Source organism: Methylomonas sp. MK1 (assembly GCF_000365425.1).
In the GTDB taxonomy this organism is placed as follows: Bacteria; Pseudomonadota; Gammaproteobacteria; order Methylococcales; family Methylomonadaceae; genus Methylomonas.
This window is the reverse complement of the sequence record NZ_AQOV01000001.1, coordinates 1,227,446-1,245,257: the sequence shown is the minus strand read 5'-3', so window position 1 is coordinate 1,245,257 and position 17,812 is coordinate 1,227,446. Positions and strand designations below refer to the sequence as shown.

Below are 17,812 nucleotides of genomic sequence, written 5' to 3'. Positions count from 1 at the left end.
AGAATGTAGAATGTTTGTCAAAGTATTTTCTATACAAAAGTTGAACAATGTACTCAATTAAAGCGATTACCTCCTTAACCGGATTAACAGCGGAAACACTAAGAGCCTGGGAACGTCGCTACGCCTGCATCATGCCGGCGCGGAACAGCACCGGGCGGCGTTTCTATTCTCAACAGGATTTGGAAAAATTGACGCTGTTGGTCAATCTGACCCGAAAGGGCCATCCCATCGGCAAGCTGGCTACCCTGGACAACCAGCAGCTACAAGATTTTCAGAAACAAGTCAGTGTTCAACCGTCAGAAGAGCAATCGCCGCTGTTGGCGCAGATCATCGAGTCGTTGAAACACTACCGAATCGAACGTTGCGAGCAGTTGTTGAAGAAGGCTCTGATCGCTGCCGAGCCATTGGACTACGCCAGAGACATTTTGTTGCCGGCCTTGCAAACCGTGGGCGAACTTTGGCACGACGGTAAATTGAACATCGCCCAGGAGCACATGTTTTCCAGTTGCATCAAACGGATTGTGTTGAGCATGGTGAACAATTTGCATCATCACTCTAAAAATAATCCGGGCATGCTGTTTGCCACTCCTAGCGGCGATCCGCATGAATTCGGGATTTTGGTGAGCTGCTTGATCGCTGCCAATCAGGGCTACAACTGCTATTATTTGGGTGCGGACTTGCCGGCCAAGGATATTATCGAGGCCTGCCAGCACTTGAAGCCGGACGTGATCGTCATGGGATTGGTAAAGACTCCGCCGGAGCAAGTAACCCTCGATGAATTACAGCTGATAATAGATTCGGTCAACAGCGAGGCTACCAAGGTATGGCTGGGCGGCAGTGGGGCTTATTTTTACTATGCGCAATTGCAAAACGATTTGAGCAACTGCGAATTGATCACCGATATCGATCATTTCAACGCCAAAGCTCAGCAACAGCAGTTGTCCAACTGATTTACAGGCTAAATCCAGACAACTTGCTGGAGATGATCCGGTGCCAGCTGCTTGCCGAACTTCGGTCAGGCAGAAACGTTGAAAGGGTTAGGGATATTCCAAGAACTTTTTTAGTTCGATCAAGAGCTTTTCTCACAAGCTACTACAGACCGACACGCGGCAACCCATTTGCCCCCAATCATTTAATCAACCCGCTAGTAGGTGAACGGCATGAACGAAGATACATTCAACATGGAAATCAGAAAATTTCTTAAAACAGTCGGTATCAGTTCGCAGCGCGAGATTGAACACGCAGTGGCGAAAGCGCTGGAAACCGGAAAACTAAACGGTTCGGAAAGCATCAGCGTGAAAATGACTCTGGAAGCGCCTGCGGCAGGCATCAGCCATTGTATTGAGGGGACTATCGCACTGGAATGACGGGCGCTTTTTTGAAGGGCGGCAGACCAGTGTGGATTTACGCTGGTCGCTTAGGCTAAAGGCGGGGATTAAGACACGGATTCTTTTTTGGCCTTTTTCGCGGCTTTTTTTTCTTTCGGGCTCAAGGCCGGTTGTTTTTTGGTTTCCTTATTGCTTTTTTGCGCTTTGCTCATGGTGTTTACTCCGAATTATTGATGGTTTTGTCCGGCGAATAATCAAAATGATGCCTGTATGCCAGTGAACACCAACGACTTGAAATAACCCGTAAGCGAAGTTATACACCTATTCGGCGTAGAGAACTGGCCTGGTTTGCCGTTGCCCAGTTTTTGGGCTGGTAGCATGTTCAAACAGAGTAGCCCAGGGGGTATTTGCAAATATTCCTAATCTCCGCACTGTTCAATGCGCAAGAACCGTAAAATCAAAAAGCTAGCGTCTGAAATACGCGGGAATGACAAATTTTTACATGTCCTCCATAATCAACCAATGGTCAGTTTGTTCAAATACCCTTAGGTACTTTCGCCAATTCAAGTCATGAATGAAATTACGTACGACATCGATAGTTTATTGATTGCCTGTGTGTTGCTGGGATCCATGGCAGTGACCATCGAGCTGGGTTATCGCTTGGGTTTACGGATTAAGCCTAAGGTGGACGATAATTTCAAAGCCCATGTCAATTCCATTTCCGGGTCATTACTCGGCATTCTGGCATTGTTGCTGGGTTTTACCTTCTCGTTGTCCTTACAACGCTACGATAGTCGGAGTGAGGCGGTGGTCGACGAAGCCAATGCCATTGGTACCGCTTATTTGCGTGCGCAATTATTGCCGAAGTCAGTCAGTGCAGAAGTCAGCGGCGTAATACGCAATTATCTGGATTTGCGGGTCAGAACCGGCTATGTCGATCTAACCCAGCGTGGGCAGAGGGAGGCGCTGATTGCGGAGGCCGGACGTATGCAAGCGAAACTTTGGGATTACGCCCGGCAAGCGAATGAACTGGCACCCAGTCCGGTGACCACCGGATTGTTTATCCCCGCCTTGAACGATTTGATCGACAATTTTGGGAAACGCGATGCCGAGGTGAATCGGCATGTACCCGAGTTGGTGCTGGGATTGTTGTACATCACTTTTGTAATGAGTGGCGCTCTGGTGGGCTATACCAACGGTCTGGCCGGGCATCGCACATCGTTTGTCACTTACATCATGGTCTGGCTGATTGTGGTCATGGTGTTCATTATTCTGGATTTGGACCGGCCGTATCGGGGCGTAATCCGGGTGAGTCAGCAGAGTATGATCGACTTACAGAGTGCTATTCGCGATGATGGCCGCACCGATAGCCGGCATTAGCATTTTTTAACAACCGGAGAGTTTCGCCATGTTTGACATTATCCTGATCCTCATTGCAATTGTTGTTCTGATTGTTTTGGCGTTGGCCAGCAGACAGCCGGATACGTTCCAGGTTTCCCGGTCCATCAGTATGGTCGCGTCGCCGGCAACGGTTTTTAACCAAATCAACGATTTGCAGAACTGGCAGGCTTGGTCGCCCTGGGCCAAACTTGACCCCAATGCCAAAAACAGCTTTTCCGGGCCGCAAGCCGGTGCCGGTGCCAACATGAGTTGGGCCGGCAACAACAAGGTAGGCGAGGGCAGTATGACCATCGTAGAGAGTCGCCCGCACGACTTGATCCGTTTCAAACTGGATTTTCTTAAACCGTTTAAAGCCTGCAATACCGCCGAGTTTACCTTCAAATCCGCTGGGGAAAATACTGTTGTGGTCTGGAGTATGTCCGGCAAAAATAACTTTATCGGCAAACTCATGAGCCTGATCATGAATTGCGACAAAATGGTGGGCTGCCAGTTTGAGCAGGGCTTGTCGGCTATCAAAGCGATAGTGGAAGAGGCCGGCTAGATTGGATTGAACTTGGCACCAAGAGAGGCCAATAAGACCTCATCGGCGATAACACACTAGTCTTGGTTTTCTGCCCACGAATTCTGCAAATAAAGCGCCTCTACCTTCTGCCTTGCCCATGGCGTCTTGCGCAAAAACCTCAGACTGGAGGTAATGCTGGGGTCTTTGGCAAAGCAATTAATGTCGATACGGCTGGCCAATTCCGCCCAGCCGTATTTTTCCACCAAACGGGTCAGCAGTGTTTCCAGCGTGATGCCATGCAGCGGATCTTGCTTGCCGGGTTTAGTCATCGGCGGCTTCGCCAGGGTTGGTTTCGGCCTTTTTCACACGAATGCGATTGCCGTCCATTTCCAGACCATTTAGGGTTTTGATGGCGGCCTTGGCTTCGCCGGCTTTGGGCATCTCTACAAAACCAAAGCCTTTGGAGCTATTGGTGTCTTTGTCCATCACCAGCGAACAGGATTGCACGCTGCCGTGTTCCGCGAACATAGCCCGCAATTCGGTTTCGGTGGTGGTGCGGGGGAGATTGCGTATCAGTAATTTCATGGGTTTGCTTGTTTATGCTAAAGGCCCCCAACTATACAACTTATCCGATTGGGCTTTTTTGCTAAATACGCGCTGTGCGGCAATCGGTTTGGGTTTTGTCGGTTATGCGACAATAAATCGATTAGTCAACGCGCAGCAATACGCTAAATTTGCGCGTAAAACTGACAATTCGCCGAGTTTGGCGGGCTCGCTGACGGCGGATTACCGTGGTGCGATTATTGCTGCAATGTGGTTTTCCATTACCGGATCGGTACCATGCGCTACGAACCTTACCAAGAAGAATATGATGCGGCTCAGTCCATGAGCGACGAAGATCTGTTGGAATATTTTATGTATCGCATCGTCGAAATGGACGAAGTCTGGGGTTTGAAAGAAAGCCGGCAATGGATTTTGCGGGTGGTGGACGGCCACGAAACCTTGCCGGTCTGGCCCTACCGGCGCTACGCTGACGAGGCGGCGGTCGGCGAATGGGAAAACATGATAGGGGTGGCGGAGACGCTGGATTTTTTCATGTATCAAGTCTTGAACAAGCTGACCGCACAGGGCGTCCTGGTGGAAATCATGCCCCGAAAAGCGGCGGCGGGCTGTCTGATCAGTCCGCAACGGCTGTTTAATTTTCTGGAAGGCATGCGCGATTCGCGCGACTTTGTGTTGGACGATTAACGCCGTAACCCAGAGCCTGACCGAGCTTGCGGCACGCGGGAGCACCGATATTGCGGCCGCGCTAATTAGTCACCAGCAAAACCCGCGTTGGCGTTCAGTAAAGTTTTAAAAATGTTAGAGTAAACACCTGCTAATCGGTCTTTATGAGGTGTTATGCACTATTGGGATTTCTCCGGCGCTAGGTATTCTGCGGCTTGGCTATTGCTGGCTAGCTTGGTGTCCAGCGGGACCCAGGCCGATGTTTATCGTCTATCGATCTCGGAAAAATCGATCAATCTGATTGGCGACACCCAGCAGGCCGTGGTCGCGGACGAGGCTTTGCCGGCGCCTACCTTGCATTGGCGGGAAGGCGAGGATGTGACCTTGCAAGTCACTAATCTACTCAAAGAATCTACTTCAATACACTGGCACGGCATCATTCTGCCTTACCAAATGGACGGCGTGCCGGGCATCAGTTTCGACGGTATTGCGCCCGGCCAGACCTTTACCTATCAATTTAAAATCAAGCAAAGCGGCACCTACTGGTATCACGGCCATTCCGGGATGCAGGAACAACAGGGCTTGTTTGGAGCGCTGATCATAGCCCCGCAACAGGAGCAGCAAAAGGTGGATCGCGATTATGTGGTCATGCTGTCCGATTGGCCGCGCGCGGACCCGGCGCGGACCATGGCGCGCTTAAAAAAACAAAGTGACTATTACAATTTTCAGCAGCGCACGGTCGGTGATTTCTTCGCCGATATTCAGCGCTTGGGTTTTTGGGAAACCGTTAGCGATCGGCTAGTCTGGGGCGAGATGCGTATGGAGCCTACCGATCTGGCCGACGTGACCGGCGCCAATTACCGGTTTTTGATCAACGGCCAAACCGCCGAAGCGAAACCGCTATATCTATTCAAACCAGGCGAAAAACTGCGTTTGCGCTTTATCAACGCTTCGGCGATGACGCATTTTGACGTGCGCCTGCCGGGTCTGAAAATGACGGTGATTGCCGCCGACGGGCAACCCGTCGAGCCGGTCGATGTGGCGGAATTCCGGATTGCGGTGGCGGAAACCTACGATGTGTTGGTGCAGCCGCAAACCGAACAGGCTTACAGTATTTTTGCCGAAGCGATGGATCGCAGCGGTTATGCCAACGCGACGTTGACGCCGCGCGCGGACCTGCATGCCGAACTGCCGGCGTTGCGGCCCATGACCTTGTTGACCTTGGCAGATATGGGCGGGGAACATGCCGGTCACACCGCTCATCAAACATCGCTTCAGCCACCTGCCAGCGAGGAAGTTAGCCACGCGCATACGGAACTCTCGGCTAAACCCGACCCCACCATGACTCAACACGCCGGCCATCAGCATGTAACTGTCGAGACACCGCCAAACCCGCATGCCGGGCATGTGATGCCTGTTGCGGATACCAGCGACACAGCAAAGCCATTGAGCTATAGCCAGTTAATCGCCACGCAACCCAATCACGTGCTGATGGGGCCGCCGGATCGGGAAATCACGTTGCGGTTAACCGGTAATATGCAACGCTACATTTGGTCGTTCGACGACACCAAATACGCCGATGCGGAACCGATTCGGGTCAAGTTCGGCGAACGGATTCGCTTTACCTATGTCAACGAAACCATGATGAACCACCCTATCCATATTCACGGCCTCTGGCAGTATTTGGACAACGGTAACGGCATGTACAACCCGAAAAAACATGTGATCAACGTCAAACCCGGTCAGACTGTCAGCGTCGATGTACCAGCCGATGCGGAAGGGGAGTGGGCCTTTCATTGTCATTTGCTCTATCACATGGATACCGGCATGTTTCGTAAATTAATCGTAGAAAAGGCGAAACATGAGCATCAGTAATGCCTGGTTCTCCACGATGACCCGCAAGTACTCCGTGACCGTCATTCCCTCGAAAGCGGGAATCCAGCGTGACGACTGGGCTTCCTTCTGCACGGGAACGATGACTTCTAAGGTCTCGTTTAATAGAAATATACATGTTTGGTTCTGTCTGCTGCTAGCGCTGTATTGTTCTGCCGCAACTGCGCACGACAGCTCGATGATTTTCAATCATTTCAAGGCCGACAGGCTGGAATACGAAGGCAACCAAGGGCTGCATCTGTTCAAATGGGATGTGCAGAACTGGACCGGCACCGACGAAAACAAGCTTTGGTTGAAATCGGAAGGCGATTATTCCGCCGATCAAAATATCTTCGGCCGCGCCGATTTACAGATCCTATACAGTCGCAATATCGACACGTTTTGGGATTTTCAAATCGGTGCGCGGCGGGCGATAGAACCGGAACGTACTTTCGATGCAGTGATCGGTTTTCAAGGGCTGGCACCGTATTTCATCGAAGTGGACAGCGCGATGTTCATCAACGAGAAAGGCAATGTGTTGGGACGTTTGACGCTGGGTTACGAAATGCTGTTGACTCAACGGCTAATTCTACAGCCGCGCGTGGAAGTGAATGTGGCGGCGGAGGACATACAAAATCGCGGCGTGAAAGCAGGCGTTACCGAATTTGAAGCTGGTTTTCGCTTACGTTATGAGATCGAACGCGAATTTGCGCCTTACGTAGGCATGGACTATGTCGAGGAAGCATCGCTCCGCGAGCACCAGCACAGTTTGCGCGGTGTCGTGGGTGTGCGGCTTTGGTATTAAGTCGTTTCGGACCAGTATATTTTTGAAAAAATAAAGTCCAATTTTCAAGCCAATGGGGATTGGCAGACTATTGGAATTGCCAGGAGAAAGTTTTTGAAACAATCATTTTACGACTTAAGTTATTCTGATTTAGAAACGGTTATAAATCAGAATAATTTAAACCAATCGGTAGCGGGAGTTCTATTTAATTGGCATTATAAGAAAAAAGAAAACATTCAATGTCGTGATAATATTTCAAAATCCTCATTGGCTTTTTTTGAACAACAATTCGACTTTTCTCTGCCGGAAATCGATTTGGTTCATGAGTCGTCAAAAGATCGAACAGTAAAGTTTCTTTTTAAGCTCAAAGACAATCATAAAGTCGAAACTGTCCTTATTCCGTTTAACAATAAATATTCTATTTGCCTGTCATCGCAGGTTGGCTGCGCAATGAATTGCTCTTTTTGTTTTACCGGCGAACAAGGACTTAAGCGGAATTTGACTACCGGTGAAATTGTTGGGCAGTTTCTGCAGGCTTGGCGTTGGTTGGCAAGCAATAGGCCTGGAGAAGAGCGGATTTTAAATATTGTTTTTATGGGGCAGGGCGAACCTTTACATAACTTTGATGCCGTTAAAAAAGCCTGTGAAATTTTTTTAGCGCAACACGGCACATCAATAGGTGTGCAAAAAATTACAATTTCAACGGCGGGTTATATTCCTGGGCTTAAAAGATGGATCCAGGAGGTTCCCGGCGTGAACTTGGCATTATCGCTGCATTCACCGTTCACAGAAAAGAGGAATGAGCTTATTCCCATTAATAGAAAATATCCGTTGGATGAAGTCCTATCCTATATTGATAAGATTCCTTTGCATAAAAAGCAATTTATTACCTATGAATATATTCTGATAAAAGGTTTCAATGACTCTGCGGATGATGCTAAAAAATTGGGGGCGTTACTGGCAGGTAAACGTGCTTATATAAACTTAATTCCTTTTAACGCATTCCCTGGCTCACGTTACCAGAGTCCTGATTTGCATGAGGTCGAAAACTTTAAAGCAGTATTAGATGAATTTAGAATCCCGACTTTAATAAGAGGCACTAAAGGTGATGATGTATTAGCGGCATGCGGGCAACTTAATTCTAAAAATTAAAAAATTCCTCCCTTCAATATTTCGGCAGGATGGCAATATGACAGCTGTGCGGACCAGCCATACACACCCGCTTCAGATTGCAGAAGTACGTGCGAGTCCTGCGCATGGACGGATCGGCATTACTTTCTGCCCCGGCAAGTACGACCACTTTGCTTACACGGGTGCCTGGGAGCGCGACCTCGGTATCGATTTGGATGCCATCGCTGCTTGGGGGGCAAAACTGGTGTTGACGCTCGTCGAACCCGCAGAGCTTAAAGCTCTCAAGGTGCCGCAACTCGGACATGAAATTCGCAGACGCGGCATAGCCTGGTTACATCTGCCGATTGCCGACTTTTCCGTGCCTACTCAAGCTTTTGAACAGCATTGGGTCACGCAAGGCCGCGAGATCCGCGAGATGTTGCGGAACGGCGATGACTTGCTCGTGCATTGCAAAGGCGGTTTGGGCCGGGCGGGTATGATCGCGGCGCGGCTGTTAGTGGAATTGGGAATGGATACCGAAGAGGCGATCCAGACCGTTCGGCACGTGCGTAAGGGTGCCATCGAAACGCCTGCGCAATTGGCGCTGGTGCGTCGCACTAAACCCATCCCTTAAGCCGGGGAATATAGCGATACGTGCAGCTATGCCAACTATTGATACCACGACCATGCAACGGATTGGCGGGCAATTGGGTACCAATCCCGCAGGCGTTTTTCAGGACGGTAAAGGTCGACGCTACTACGTGAAAACCCTGGAATCTGCGGCGCATGCGCGCAATGAACTGATCGCAGCCAAGCTCTATCAACTGGCTGGAGCGCCCACTTTGACCTATGTGAGAACAATAGCGGCGGACCAGGTGGCGACAGAGTGGGTGGAACTCGACAAGAAATGCATCGCTCATCTCAACGAAAGCGAACGCAAACAAGCTCAGCAGTGGTTTGGTGTGCATGCCTGGACCGCCAACTGGGACGCCGCCGGCTTCAATGGCGATAACCAAGGTGTTGTCAACGGCAACGTGTTGACACTGGATGTGGGCGGCGCACTGGCATTCCGGGCTCAGGGCGATCCCAAAGGCAAAGCATTCGGCACCAGCGTGGACGAACTAGACGTGCTGCGCGGCGACGATGGCAACCCACATGCCGGCAAACTCTTCGCAGACATGAGTCCTGAAGACATCAAGCAGGCCATTTTGGTGGTGTTAAGGATTCCCGACGAAAGCATTCGGCAAGTCATCAGTGATAGCGGCGGCAGTCATGCGCTGGCCGAAAAGATGATTGCACGCAAAGCTGATATGGCTGGGCACTAGCCTAACTTACTGGAGAATCGATTGATAGGACGCCTTCGACCCCTATGTATAGTGCCCAACTATGAGTAGATATTGTTACCAATGTATTTTTCATTGGTCAGGATCTCTTGCACCGTTGCGCGAGTCCACTGCCGGTCCAGGTCAGTATGTATTTCCATGCCGTTCAAGCGTTCGGCAATTTCGGACTCGACCAGTCCATCCTCGATGAACCAGTGATACATCAAATTGACGGTGCGGATTTCCGCCTCGGGACCAGGCATGAGGATGACACGGTCGGTTTGCAGGCTTTTATGTTCGCCTCTGGCCAGTTCGGCTTTAATGGAACCGTTTTGATCGAGTAATACCCGTCGTAGGCCATAGCCAGCAGGGCCGCCTTGACGAAAACCGAGCTCAATCAGTCGAGACTGCCCGGCGAAAACCTTAGCCGACAATTCTCGGCTGTATTCACCCGCCATAGCGCGTTTAACGCCTTTGACAATGGTGGAAACAGGTGAACCGTCGTTTTCAAACTGTTCGGCACAGTAAGTAACTTGAATTCCTGCTTTCCGACACCGATATTCATAGTAAGCGCTCTCATCAGCATCCTGGAATCGTCCCCAGCGGCTAACGTCATAAACCAAAATCATTGAAAAGTCGGCAGAGCCACTTTCAACATCTTTCAACAACTGTTGTAGCGAAACTCGGCCATCGATTCGCAAACCGCTTTTTCCGGCATCGGTGTAGGTTCTTACGATCTCTATATCATGACGAGCGGCGTATTCGCGGATTTTGTCAGACTGATTTTCTGTGGAGTACTGCTGGTGCTCGGTCGACATTCGCACATATTCCACTGCGCGTAATTTGACGAACGTTTCTGGCTGTTCTTCGTTGGATTCAATTTGATTAATCAAACCTGATGATCCCCGATCGCATGAAAATTAGGCCCTCGCTAAGCCACTTGTGGACAGGAGCTATCTTCTAAGCGGGGACAGCCAAATCCAGGGTTTACCAAGAGAAAACTGACAATACGGTATAAGAATCAGATTGGTTTGCCGATCAAGTCATCTCTTTGCAACACTGGCTTATGGCCGACATTCGCAAGCATGTACCGTGATTTCTACGGTCCAAACGTCCATCTTTACATTATTGGTTTCTGTCACCAAACTTAGTCTGTAAATCCCTGATGGCAGCGCCTTTGCTGGAGTTGACGCGTCCATATTTGCAATTCGAATATTTTTGGCTTTGGCGCTGCGTGTCCGTTGCAAAGTACGATTACGATCAACATACTTTGGATGAGATTCACGGTATTGACGCCAATAATCAGGATTGCGCTCTATCCACGATTGTTGCGCCCGTTGTTGGTTCTCTTGATAATCAGGGTCTGTTTGCAGTTTGTTGCTGTGCCATTGCCGTTTACGATGCTGTTGGCATGAAGGCACTGAGCAATAGGTTTGCAGTGGAACTTGTGGACGTGGTTGAAAAGACTGGCCGCAAGCGAGGCATTGTTTAATCGCCATTGAAGGCTCCCTACACAAAAATGCGTATTGAGCCCAATCAAATGAGTTAAAAGGCTGAAATAAGGCTAAGGCTGGTTTGCTGATGTCGTAGCTGTGACTTTGTTACGGCAGGATGCTAATAACTTTGCGAGCTTTGCCTCAGATCGTGCGCGGAGTCGACAAATGGCTGATAATGGTTCTGTATCAAATAACGCCCACTGAAATGGAATCAGTTATGGTTATTAGAATCAAAAGTAGGGTAGAGAGTAGGGTAGAAAAAATTAAGGCCTTGATAAGTCGTTATTTATCAAGGCCCTAACTGTATATAATGGCGGAGAGCTAGGGATTCGAACCCCAGGAAGGGATAAACCTTCAACGGTTTTCAAGACCGCCGCTTTCGACCGCTCAGCCAGCTCTCCAACAGCCGCGTATTATTACAGAAAATATTTTAAAATCCAGTGTTTTTTGCCGTTCCATTTTCACGCTGCAACCGAATGCAATCTTGTTTAGTACCTAAGTGTTTGTTAGTAATTGCCAAATCGACGCGGATGTTGGTGCAAATGTGCGTCGATTCCAGATGCGAAGTGGTGTCTATTGATTGCTTTGCCGATAGCGATACTCGGCAAATGGCAAAGCAGACATATCAGGTGGCTTCACTGGCCTGGGATGATGTTAGGGGTGCAGTGGCAGCGGTTCGGAAGATTTACGGCTTAACCGAATTGTTATACGGCAGTGGTTTGGAAACTTACCCGGAAACCTTGAGCAGTCTGGAAAAGGATTGGCGGATTATTGGGAATTCTGCAGCTATTTTTCAACGGGTCCAGGACAAGCGTGATTTTTTTGCCAGACTCGATTCGTTGTCAATTCGGCATCCGCCGGTGGTGTTTACGAAGCCTGAGGATGGTTTTGACTGGTTGTTAAAGCCTTGGCGCGGCGAGGGCGGCTTGGGGATTAGACTCTGTAATAATGACGAGTTTGCCGACGGCTATTGGCAGCGCTATATCGAAGGCCGTTCAATGTCCGTGTTGTTTGCGGCGAGTCGTGATGGGGTTGAGCTGATCGGTTTTAACGAGCAATGGACTGTAAATTCGGATGGCGGGCAATCGTTTCTGTTTCAGGGGATTGTCAGCCATGCCCAGGTTTCTATGTCTATTCAGACTGATGTTGCCGATTGGTTGGATAAGCTTGTTAATGCCTATGGATTGCACGGTTTAAACAGCATGGATTTTATCCTGCGTGACGGCAAATGTTACGTGTTGGAAATCAACGCGCGGATCTCCGCTAGCGCCCAGCTTTATGGTAAATCGCTGCTCTTGAAACATCTACACGCTTGTCAAAACCGGCTGGATGATAGTGTCGAATTATCGAAGGAGCCGAATGCTTATCAAATAATTTATGCGCAAAAAAAAGTCACGATTCCCGAGCGACTGGCATGGCCGATATGGGCAGTGGACAGGCCTAATTCCGGCGCAATTGTTGCCACAGGCGAGCCGATATGCAGTATTATTGCCACCGGAAAAAACTCGGGGCAGGTGCTGGATAATGTGCATCGCCAACAACGCATCCTTGCAAATCTTTTGGAAACAGGTCTTTAAAACTCATGCAATACCAGGCAAGCGTCAATAAATTTTCCCAGCCCTTGGTTCAACAACTGCTGGATAACGCGGATAAATTACGGTTGGGTATCGAAAAGCTGGAAAACGGCTGCACGATCATTGATGCCGGTATCAAAGTGCCGGGCGGTTTGGAAGCCGGACGGATTATCACGGAAATCTGTATGGGCGGCTTAGGTACTGCAACGATCTCGCAAAGCCCGTACACCAGTAATTGGCCGCTGACCATTAACGTACATGCGAGCAATCCGGTGTTGTCTTGCCTGGGTAGTCAATATGCGGGTTGGAGTTTGTCGCATGGCAAATATTATGCTCTGGGTTCAGGTCCGGCGCGGGCGATGGCCACCAAAGTCAAGGATGGTGCGGTCGAGCCGGTGGAAGAGCTTTATAAGGAATTGGAATACCGCGATAGCGCGGAACAAACCGCTTTAGTCATCGAAAACGATGCGTTACCGCCGGTGGAAATCGTCGAGAAAGTCGCGGCGGCTTGTGGCGTATCGCCAGCCAATCTGACCATCATCGTTACGCCAACCAGCAGTCTGGCTGGCGGCGTACAAGTAGTCGGCCGGGTGTTGGAAGTGGCAATGCACAAAGCCCATGCGTTGCATTTCCCGTTGGAAAACATCGTCGACGGTTCCGGCAGTGCGCCGATTTGTCCTCCACATCCGAATTTCGTTAAAGCGATGGGCAGAACTAACGACGCTATTTTGTTCGCCGGCCAGGTGCATTTGTTCGTCAAAGGCAGCGACGAAGCGGCGGAGAAACTGGCCAAGGAATTGCCAAGCTCCACCTCTAAAGATTACGGCAAACCCTTTGCCGAAATTTTCAAAGCTTACGAATACGATTTCTTCAAAGTCGATGCGATGTTGTTCAGCCCTGCCAGCGTTATCGTTACCGCTGTCGAATCCGGCAAAAGCTTCCGGGCCGGCAAGCTTGACAACGCCTTGCTCGATCTGTCGTTCGGCGCTTAATTCGCTCTAACTCTCTTCGACAGTTAACTGGCCTTGCTGGGCAAGGTCAGTTAGCTTGTATCGCTAACTTTTTCGACACACATCTCCTTGCACCGAATAGCAATAATTACCGATGATCCGGGTTGGCACGGCAAGCAGTTGTGCTTGGCTTTTGCCGAGCGCGGTTATGCCGCCGAATATGTCTCGCTGACTGCCTGCAAATTGCAGTTAACGGTCTCGGATTTGCCGATTGTTATTCCCGGTTTTGAGCAAGAATTGCCGGCGGCGGTCTTCGTGCGCGGGGTGCCCGGAGGTTCGCTGGAAGAGGTGGTGTTTTATTTGGATGTTTTGCACGCCTTAAAAATCCTGGGCGTACCGGTTTATAACGATGCCGGCGCTATCGAGCGCAGCGTCGATAAAGGCATGACCAGTTTTTTGCTGCAACACGGCGGATTGCCGACGGCAATGACCTGGGTATTGCGGGATCGTGACGAAGCATTAGCGATTGCTGAACAACAGTTGTGTGCAGGCTATTATCTCATCAGTAAACCCTTGTTCGGTTCGCAAGGCGAAGGCATCCGGCGTATCGAAAAATCCACCGATTTATTGTGGCTGACTAGCAGCCACGGTATTTTTTATTTGCAGCGTTTTGTCGAATGCGCCGGTGACGGCTATTCCGATGTGCGCGTGTTCGTGATCAACGGCAGGGCCGTGGCTGCCATGCGTCGGCGGGGAATCTCTTGGTTGAATAATGTGGCCAGAGGCGCGTCTTGCGAATGCATAGAACTGGAGCCGGCTTTGGTAGAGCTGGCGATTGCCGCCGTCGCGGCGCTAAAAATGGACTATGCCGGGGTAGATGTGATTCAGGATGCGGACGGTTGTTATCGCATCATCGAAGTAAACAGCGTGCCGGCCTGGAAAGGTTTGCAAAGTGTCTGCGACATCAACATCGCCGAGTGTCTGGTGGCGGATTTGCTTGACCGTTATTGCGAATTGGCAAAAGTATGTTGAGCCGGCAAAAACTGATGGAAGTGTACTTGCAAGCTTGCGAAACCGAGTTGCGAGCGTTCAAGCCCGGAAATGTCAGTGTTTATAGTGCTGCTGACGATATGACGGTTGAGGATTTTCGTGTCAGCGCCCAAGTTAGCAGTCAGCCTATCACCGATCCGCAATTCAGTTTGGGTGAAAAAATATATTACGCAGTTAAGGCAACCCGCGAGGCGGTGGCTTGTAATACCAATTTGGGTATTATTTTGCTTTGCGCGCCTTTGTTGCAGGTGGCTGCCAGCCTAAGCAGGGGCGAAAACTTGCATGATGGTTTACGGCTATTACTGGAAAATACGACCCGCGAGGATGCAGATTGGGTTTTCAAGGCTGTCACCTTAGCTGCGCCGGCCGGTTTGGGCGAATCCGCGCAGCACGACGTACAAAAACCGGCGGATGTGACGCTGACCGAAGCCATGGTTTTTGCCGCTGAAAAGGACAGAATTGCCCTGCAATACGCAACTATTTTTAAAGACGTTTTTGATTTCGGCGTTTTACGATATAATCGTGCTTTCGTTTTGTCTGGCGATTGTGCTTGGGCTGCGTTAGCGGTTTTTGCCGCAATGTTGGCTCAATATCCCGATAGTCATATTGAGCGGAAGTATGGAGAGCGGTATTCAGAGTGGATCAGGGCTGAGATGCATAAGCTCGATAGAGCAATGCAAACAGCTTGTGAGCCTGAAGAGCTTTTGCCAGTTTTGTATGATCTGGACAAAGCTTTTAAGGCACAAAGGATCAATCCGGGTACAACAGCTGACATAACTGTAGCGACAGTACTGGTGGTGCTTCTGGAACAACTTATCGGTGAAGGAACCGGTGGGTTATAGAGGGAACTAAGCAGAAACTACAATCTTGAGACACGAAAGTGTCTATTTTTTTGGTTCAATCTTATCTTTAGGGGATAAATTTAAAATGGCAAAAATCAATAACTTGCGCGTTGGCGAATCTTTGGTTGGTGAAGGCAACGAAATTGCTCACATCGATTTGATCATCGGCCCACGCGGCTCAGCAGCTGAAACTGCTTTCGCAAATGCTTTGACAAACAACAAAGACGGTTTCTCTACTCTGTTGGCTGTTGTTGCTCCTAACCTGTTGGTTAAACCTGCAACCATCCTGTTCAACAAAGTAACCATCAAAGGTGCAAAACAAGCTGTTCAAATGTTTGGACCAGCTCAACGCGCTGTTGCTATGGCTGTTGCTGATTCCGTTGAAGACGGCACTATCCCTGCTGACGAAGCTGACGATTTGTTCATTTCTGTTGGTGTTTTCATCCACTGGTTGGCTGAAGACGATGCAAAAATCGAAGAATTCAACTACAAAGCCACCAAAGAAGCAATTGCTCGCGCTGTTGCAGGCACTCCAACTGCTAAAGAAGTAGTTGCTGCTAAATCTGGTGCAAAACACCCATTTGCTGCTAACAACGTTTAAGTTTTTAGTTTCAAAGGCTGTCGAAGATACCCCGGCTTGCCGGGGTATTTTTTTGCCTAAATTTTTCCAGTGCGACGGCGTCGATACTGCCGTTATGCAGGGCGCTGGCCAGTAACACAGCGGCAATGCCGATAGTTTCTAGTCGCATCAGATCGTTAACGTCCCGAACCCCGCCAGCGGCGACAAAACGTTTGTTTGGATGATCCCTGCAAAGCTGGCTAAGTTTTGCAAAGTCCGGGCCTTTATTGCTGCCGACCAAATCCAAGGTCATCACCACAACGGTGTCCGGCCACAGTTCAGGACTTTCAAGCCAACTCGGATGACCTAAAGCCTGGTTATGTTTAAAATCCAGGGACAGGATGAGATCGGTGTTTTTTAAAATAACTGGTAACCCTTGCGATTCGGTACCAATGACCGGTTTACACTTGCAGGGTTGAGTGGCCTTATATGCGGTTTGGAGGCTGCTGCCGTTATCCAGCCAAAACTCCTTGTTTGGATATTGGCTAAGCAATGTGTCGATGGCATTGTTGTGATTGCCGTTGCCGTCAATAGCATCTAGGTCGGCAATATAAAACGTTTGAAATGGATGCAGCTTTAAAAAACAGGTCACGACCTCGGTTATCACGCTGCTGTCACATATTGACGAAGTGTGATGTACGGCTTGATAACGACTACGGTCGCCTCCTGCGGCATGGACCACCAGGCCGTCTTTCAAATCAATGACTGGAATAATCTGCATAGGCCAAGCGAGTTTTAGAATTGAAAATTCTAGTATTTGAATATATTACCGGCGGCGGTTTGGTCGGACAGGCATTGCCTGCTTCGTTGGCGACGGAAGGCGCGATGATGTTACAGGCTTTAATCGCCGAACTGAAGTGTCTGGAAAATATTCAGCTATGCATACCGCTTGACGAACGTTGTGCCAGACCGGATATGCTGACGCAAGTGGAAATTGTAAGAGTAAGTGCCAATGGCGACATCTTTGCGCTGCTGCGGGATTTACTTTATGAAGCCGACTTGTTTTGGCCAATCGCACCGGAAAGCGACAATTTGTTGCAGAGCTTGGCCGAGCTGGCTATTGCCGCGAATGTCGAGGTTTTGTTGTCCAATCCTGCAACCTTGAGCGTATGCGCCAATAAGTATGCAACTTATCAAGCTTTGAAGAAACGGATAATTCCGGCAGTGGCAACGCATTTGCTTAGCGAAGCGGAGGAGGGTATCGGAGCGGATAAGCTTGTTGTCAAAATCGCCGACGGCGTCGGGTGCCTTGATAGTTGGCAAATCGATGCCGAACAGTTGCCGGTCAAGATTGCCGAATTGACAGATCCGCAACGCTATGTGTTACAGCCTTATATTGGCGGACGATCTGCCAGTTTGTCTTGCTTGTTCAAGCATGGCCAAGCCTGGCTTATCTGCTACAACCACCAGCAAATCGTTCTGGCGCAGGGCAGATTCAGTTTGCAAGGCTGTTTAGTCAATATGCAAACCGATAAGCTGGATTTTTATCATAAGCTGATAAAGCAAATCGCCGAAGCCATGTCTGGCTTGTGGGGCTATGTCGGTATTGATGTTATCGAGAACACAGAATTAGGTCCGCTAGTTTTGGAAATCAACCCGCGTTTGACCAGTTCCTATGTGGGTATCCAGCAAGCGACCGGCATCAACGTCGCCGAACAGGTTTTGCGCCTGCGGCATGCCGACCCGGTGTTGCAGGCCTGTCGAAATGAAACGGTTCAAATCAGTATCAATTAAA

At 49.6% G+C, this 17,812-nt stretch carries 21 protein-coding genes and 1 tRNA gene; 17 read left to right on the top strand and 5 right to left on the bottom strand.

Annotated elements, in window-relative coordinates; genetic code table 11:
- Positions 1-47 precede the first annotated feature (47 nt).
- The 4 genes from G006_RS0105785 to G006_RS0105765 all read left to right on the top strand — a co-directional run bounded on the left by G006_RS0105785 (position 48) and on the right by G006_RS0105765 (position 3,270).
- On the top strand, positions 48-950 hold the full coding sequence (locus G006_RS0105785; RefSeq protein ID WP_026146873.1) for a MerR family transcriptional regulator: 903 nt from the start codon (positions 48-50) through the stop codon (positions 948-950).
- Positions 951-1,160: 210 nt separating this feature from the next.
- Entirely contained in the window at positions 1,161-1,367 is a 207-nt protein-coding gene (locus tag G006_RS0105780; RefSeq protein WP_020482225.1) for a DUF6494 family protein, read from the top strand.
- Between the two features lie 531 nt (positions 1,368-1,898).
- Positions 1,899-2,708: a bestrophin-like domain gene (locus tag G006_RS0105770; RefSeq protein ID WP_020482223.1), complete on the top strand. Its 810-nt coding sequence runs from the start codon at positions 1,899-1,901 to the stop codon at positions 2,706-2,708.
- A gap of 28 nt (positions 2,709-2,736) precedes the next feature.
- Complete coding sequence (locus G006_RS0105765) at positions 2,737-3,270, top strand: SRPBCC family protein (RefSeq protein ID WP_020482222.1); 534 nt, start codon at positions 2,737-2,739, stop codon at positions 3,268-3,270.
- A gap of 56 nt (positions 3,271-3,326) precedes the next feature.
- Here the strand turns inward: G006_RS0105765 and G006_RS0105760 are convergent, their stop codons facing one another.
- Together G006_RS0105760 and G006_RS0105755 are read right to left on the bottom strand one after the other, a co-directional pair.
- Positions 3,327-3,560: a VF530 family DNA-binding protein gene (locus G006_RS0105760; RefSeq protein ID WP_020482221.1), complete on the bottom strand. Its 234-nt coding sequence runs from the start codon at positions 3,558-3,560 to the stop codon at positions 3,327-3,329.
- Positions 3,553-3,816, bottom strand: a complete 264-nt coding sequence (locus tag G006_RS0105755) for an RNA recognition motif domain-containing protein (protein ID WP_020482220.1) — start codon at positions 3,814-3,816, stop codon at positions 3,553-3,555. The genes G006_RS0105760 and G006_RS0105755 overlap by 8 nt, the downstream gene beginning before the upstream one ends.
- Before the next feature lie 255 nt (positions 3,817-4,071).
- Here G006_RS0105755 and G006_RS0105745 point away from each other — a divergent pair, with 255 nt between their 5' ends.
- The 6 genes from G006_RS0105745 (at position 4,072) to G006_RS0105720 (ending at position 9,549) form a co-directional block, all read left to right on the top strand.
- Positions 4,072-4,479 (top strand): DUF2750 domain-containing protein, encoded by a 408-nt coding sequence (locus tag G006_RS0105745; RefSeq protein ID WP_033194073.1) that lies wholly within the window; start codon positions 4,072-4,074, stop codon positions 4,477-4,479.
- Positions 4,480-4,632: 153 nt separating this feature from the next.
- Positions 4,633-6,333, top strand: coding sequence for a copper resistance system multicopper oxidase (locus G006_RS25045; protein WP_051067670.1), 1,701 nt, complete (start codon positions 4,633-4,635; stop codon positions 6,331-6,333).
- Positions 6,320-7,135, top strand: a complete 816-nt coding sequence (locus tag G006_RS0105735; RefSeq protein ID WP_235048832.1) for a copper resistance protein B — start codon at positions 6,320-6,322, stop codon at positions 7,133-7,135. Before G006_RS25045 ends, G006_RS0105735 begins: the two co-directional genes overlap by 14 nt.
- A 93-nt stretch (positions 7,136-7,228) precedes the next feature.
- Positions 7,229-8,266 (top strand): 23S rRNA (adenine(2503)-C(2))-methyltransferase RlmN, encoded by a 1,038-nt coding sequence (rlmN, locus tag G006_RS0105730; protein ID WP_020482216.1) that lies wholly within the window; start codon positions 7,229-7,231, stop codon positions 8,264-8,266.
- Between the two features lie 37 nt (positions 8,267-8,303).
- Positions 8,304-8,858 carry a cyclin-dependent kinase inhibitor 3 family protein gene (locus G006_RS0105725; protein ID WP_020482215.1) on the top strand — a complete coding sequence of 185 codons (555 nt, stop codon included), beginning with the start codon at positions 8,304-8,306 and terminating at the stop codon, positions 8,856-8,858.
- Positions 8,859-8,886: 28 nt separating this feature from the next.
- On the top strand, positions 8,887-9,549 hold the full coding sequence (locus tag G006_RS0105720) for a hypothetical protein (RefSeq protein ID WP_020482214.1): 663 nt from the start codon (positions 8,887-8,889) through the stop codon (positions 9,547-9,549).
- A gap of 59 nt (positions 9,550-9,608) precedes the next feature.
- Here G006_RS0105720 and G006_RS25040 read toward each other — a convergent pair whose 3' ends face one another.
- Complete coding sequence (locus G006_RS25040) at positions 9,609-10,439, bottom strand: recombinase family protein (RefSeq protein ID WP_020482213.1); 831 nt, start codon at positions 10,437-10,439, stop codon at positions 9,609-9,611.
- A 272-nt stretch (positions 10,440-10,711) separates the two neighbouring features.
- Here G006_RS25040 and G006_RS28600 point away from each other — a divergent pair, with 272 nt between their 5' ends.
- Positions 10,712-11,038: a hypothetical protein gene (locus G006_RS28600; protein WP_020482212.1), complete on the top strand. Its 327-nt coding sequence runs from the start codon at positions 10,712-10,714 to the stop codon at positions 11,036-11,038.
- Positions 11,039-11,353: 315 nt separating this feature from the next.
- Here the strand turns inward: G006_RS28600 and G006_RS0105705 are convergent.
- Positions 11,354-11,443: transfer RNA gene (locus G006_RS0105705), tRNA-Ser, on the bottom strand.
- A 75-nt stretch (positions 11,444-11,518) separates the two neighbouring features.
- Here G006_RS0105705 and G006_RS0105700 point away from each other — a divergent pair.
- From G006_RS0105700 to fae, 5 genes are all read left to right on the top strand, one after another.
- A complete protein-coding gene (locus tag G006_RS0105700; RefSeq protein ID WP_081607892.1) occupies positions 11,519-12,619 on the top strand; it encodes an ATP-grasp domain-containing protein in 1,101 nt (366 codons plus the stop codon).
- Between the two features lie 5 nt (positions 12,620-12,624).
- Positions 12,625-13,608: a methenyltetrahydromethanopterin cyclohydrolase gene (gene mch / locus G006_RS0105695; protein WP_020482210.1), complete on the top strand. Its 984-nt coding sequence runs from the start codon at positions 12,625-12,627 to the stop codon at positions 13,606-13,608.
- 87 nt (positions 13,609-13,695) lie between these two features.
- Positions 13,696-14,598, top strand: coding sequence for an ATP-grasp domain-containing protein (locus tag G006_RS0105690; protein WP_026146870.1), 903 nt, complete (start codon positions 13,696-13,698; stop codon positions 14,596-14,598).
- 14 nt (positions 14,599-14,612) lie between these two features.
- Entirely contained in the window at positions 14,613-15,458 is an 846-nt protein-coding gene (locus G006_RS0105685; RefSeq protein ID WP_235048831.1) for a triphosphoribosyl-dephospho-CoA synthase, read from the top strand.
- A gap of 85 nt (positions 15,459-15,543) precedes the next feature.
- Positions 15,544-16,059, top strand: a complete 516-nt coding sequence (fae, locus tag G006_RS0105680; RefSeq protein ID WP_020482207.1) for a formaldehyde-activating enzyme — start codon at positions 15,544-15,546, stop codon at positions 16,057-16,059.
- A 10-nt stretch (positions 16,060-16,069) separates the two neighbouring features.
- Here the strand turns inward: fae and G006_RS0105675 are convergent, their stop codons facing one another.
- Positions 16,070-16,798, bottom strand: coding sequence for a HisA/HisF-related TIM barrel protein (locus G006_RS0105675; protein WP_020482206.1), 729 nt, complete (start codon positions 16,796-16,798; stop codon positions 16,070-16,072).
- A 20-nt stretch (positions 16,799-16,818) separates the two neighbouring features.
- Here G006_RS0105675 and G006_RS0105670 point away from each other — a divergent pair, with 20 nt between their 5' ends.
- Positions 16,819-17,811, top strand: a complete 993-nt coding sequence (locus G006_RS0105670) for an ATP-grasp domain-containing protein (protein ID WP_020482205.1) — start codon at positions 16,819-16,821, stop codon at positions 17,809-17,811.
- The last annotated feature ends 1 nt before the right edge of the window (position 17,812 follow it).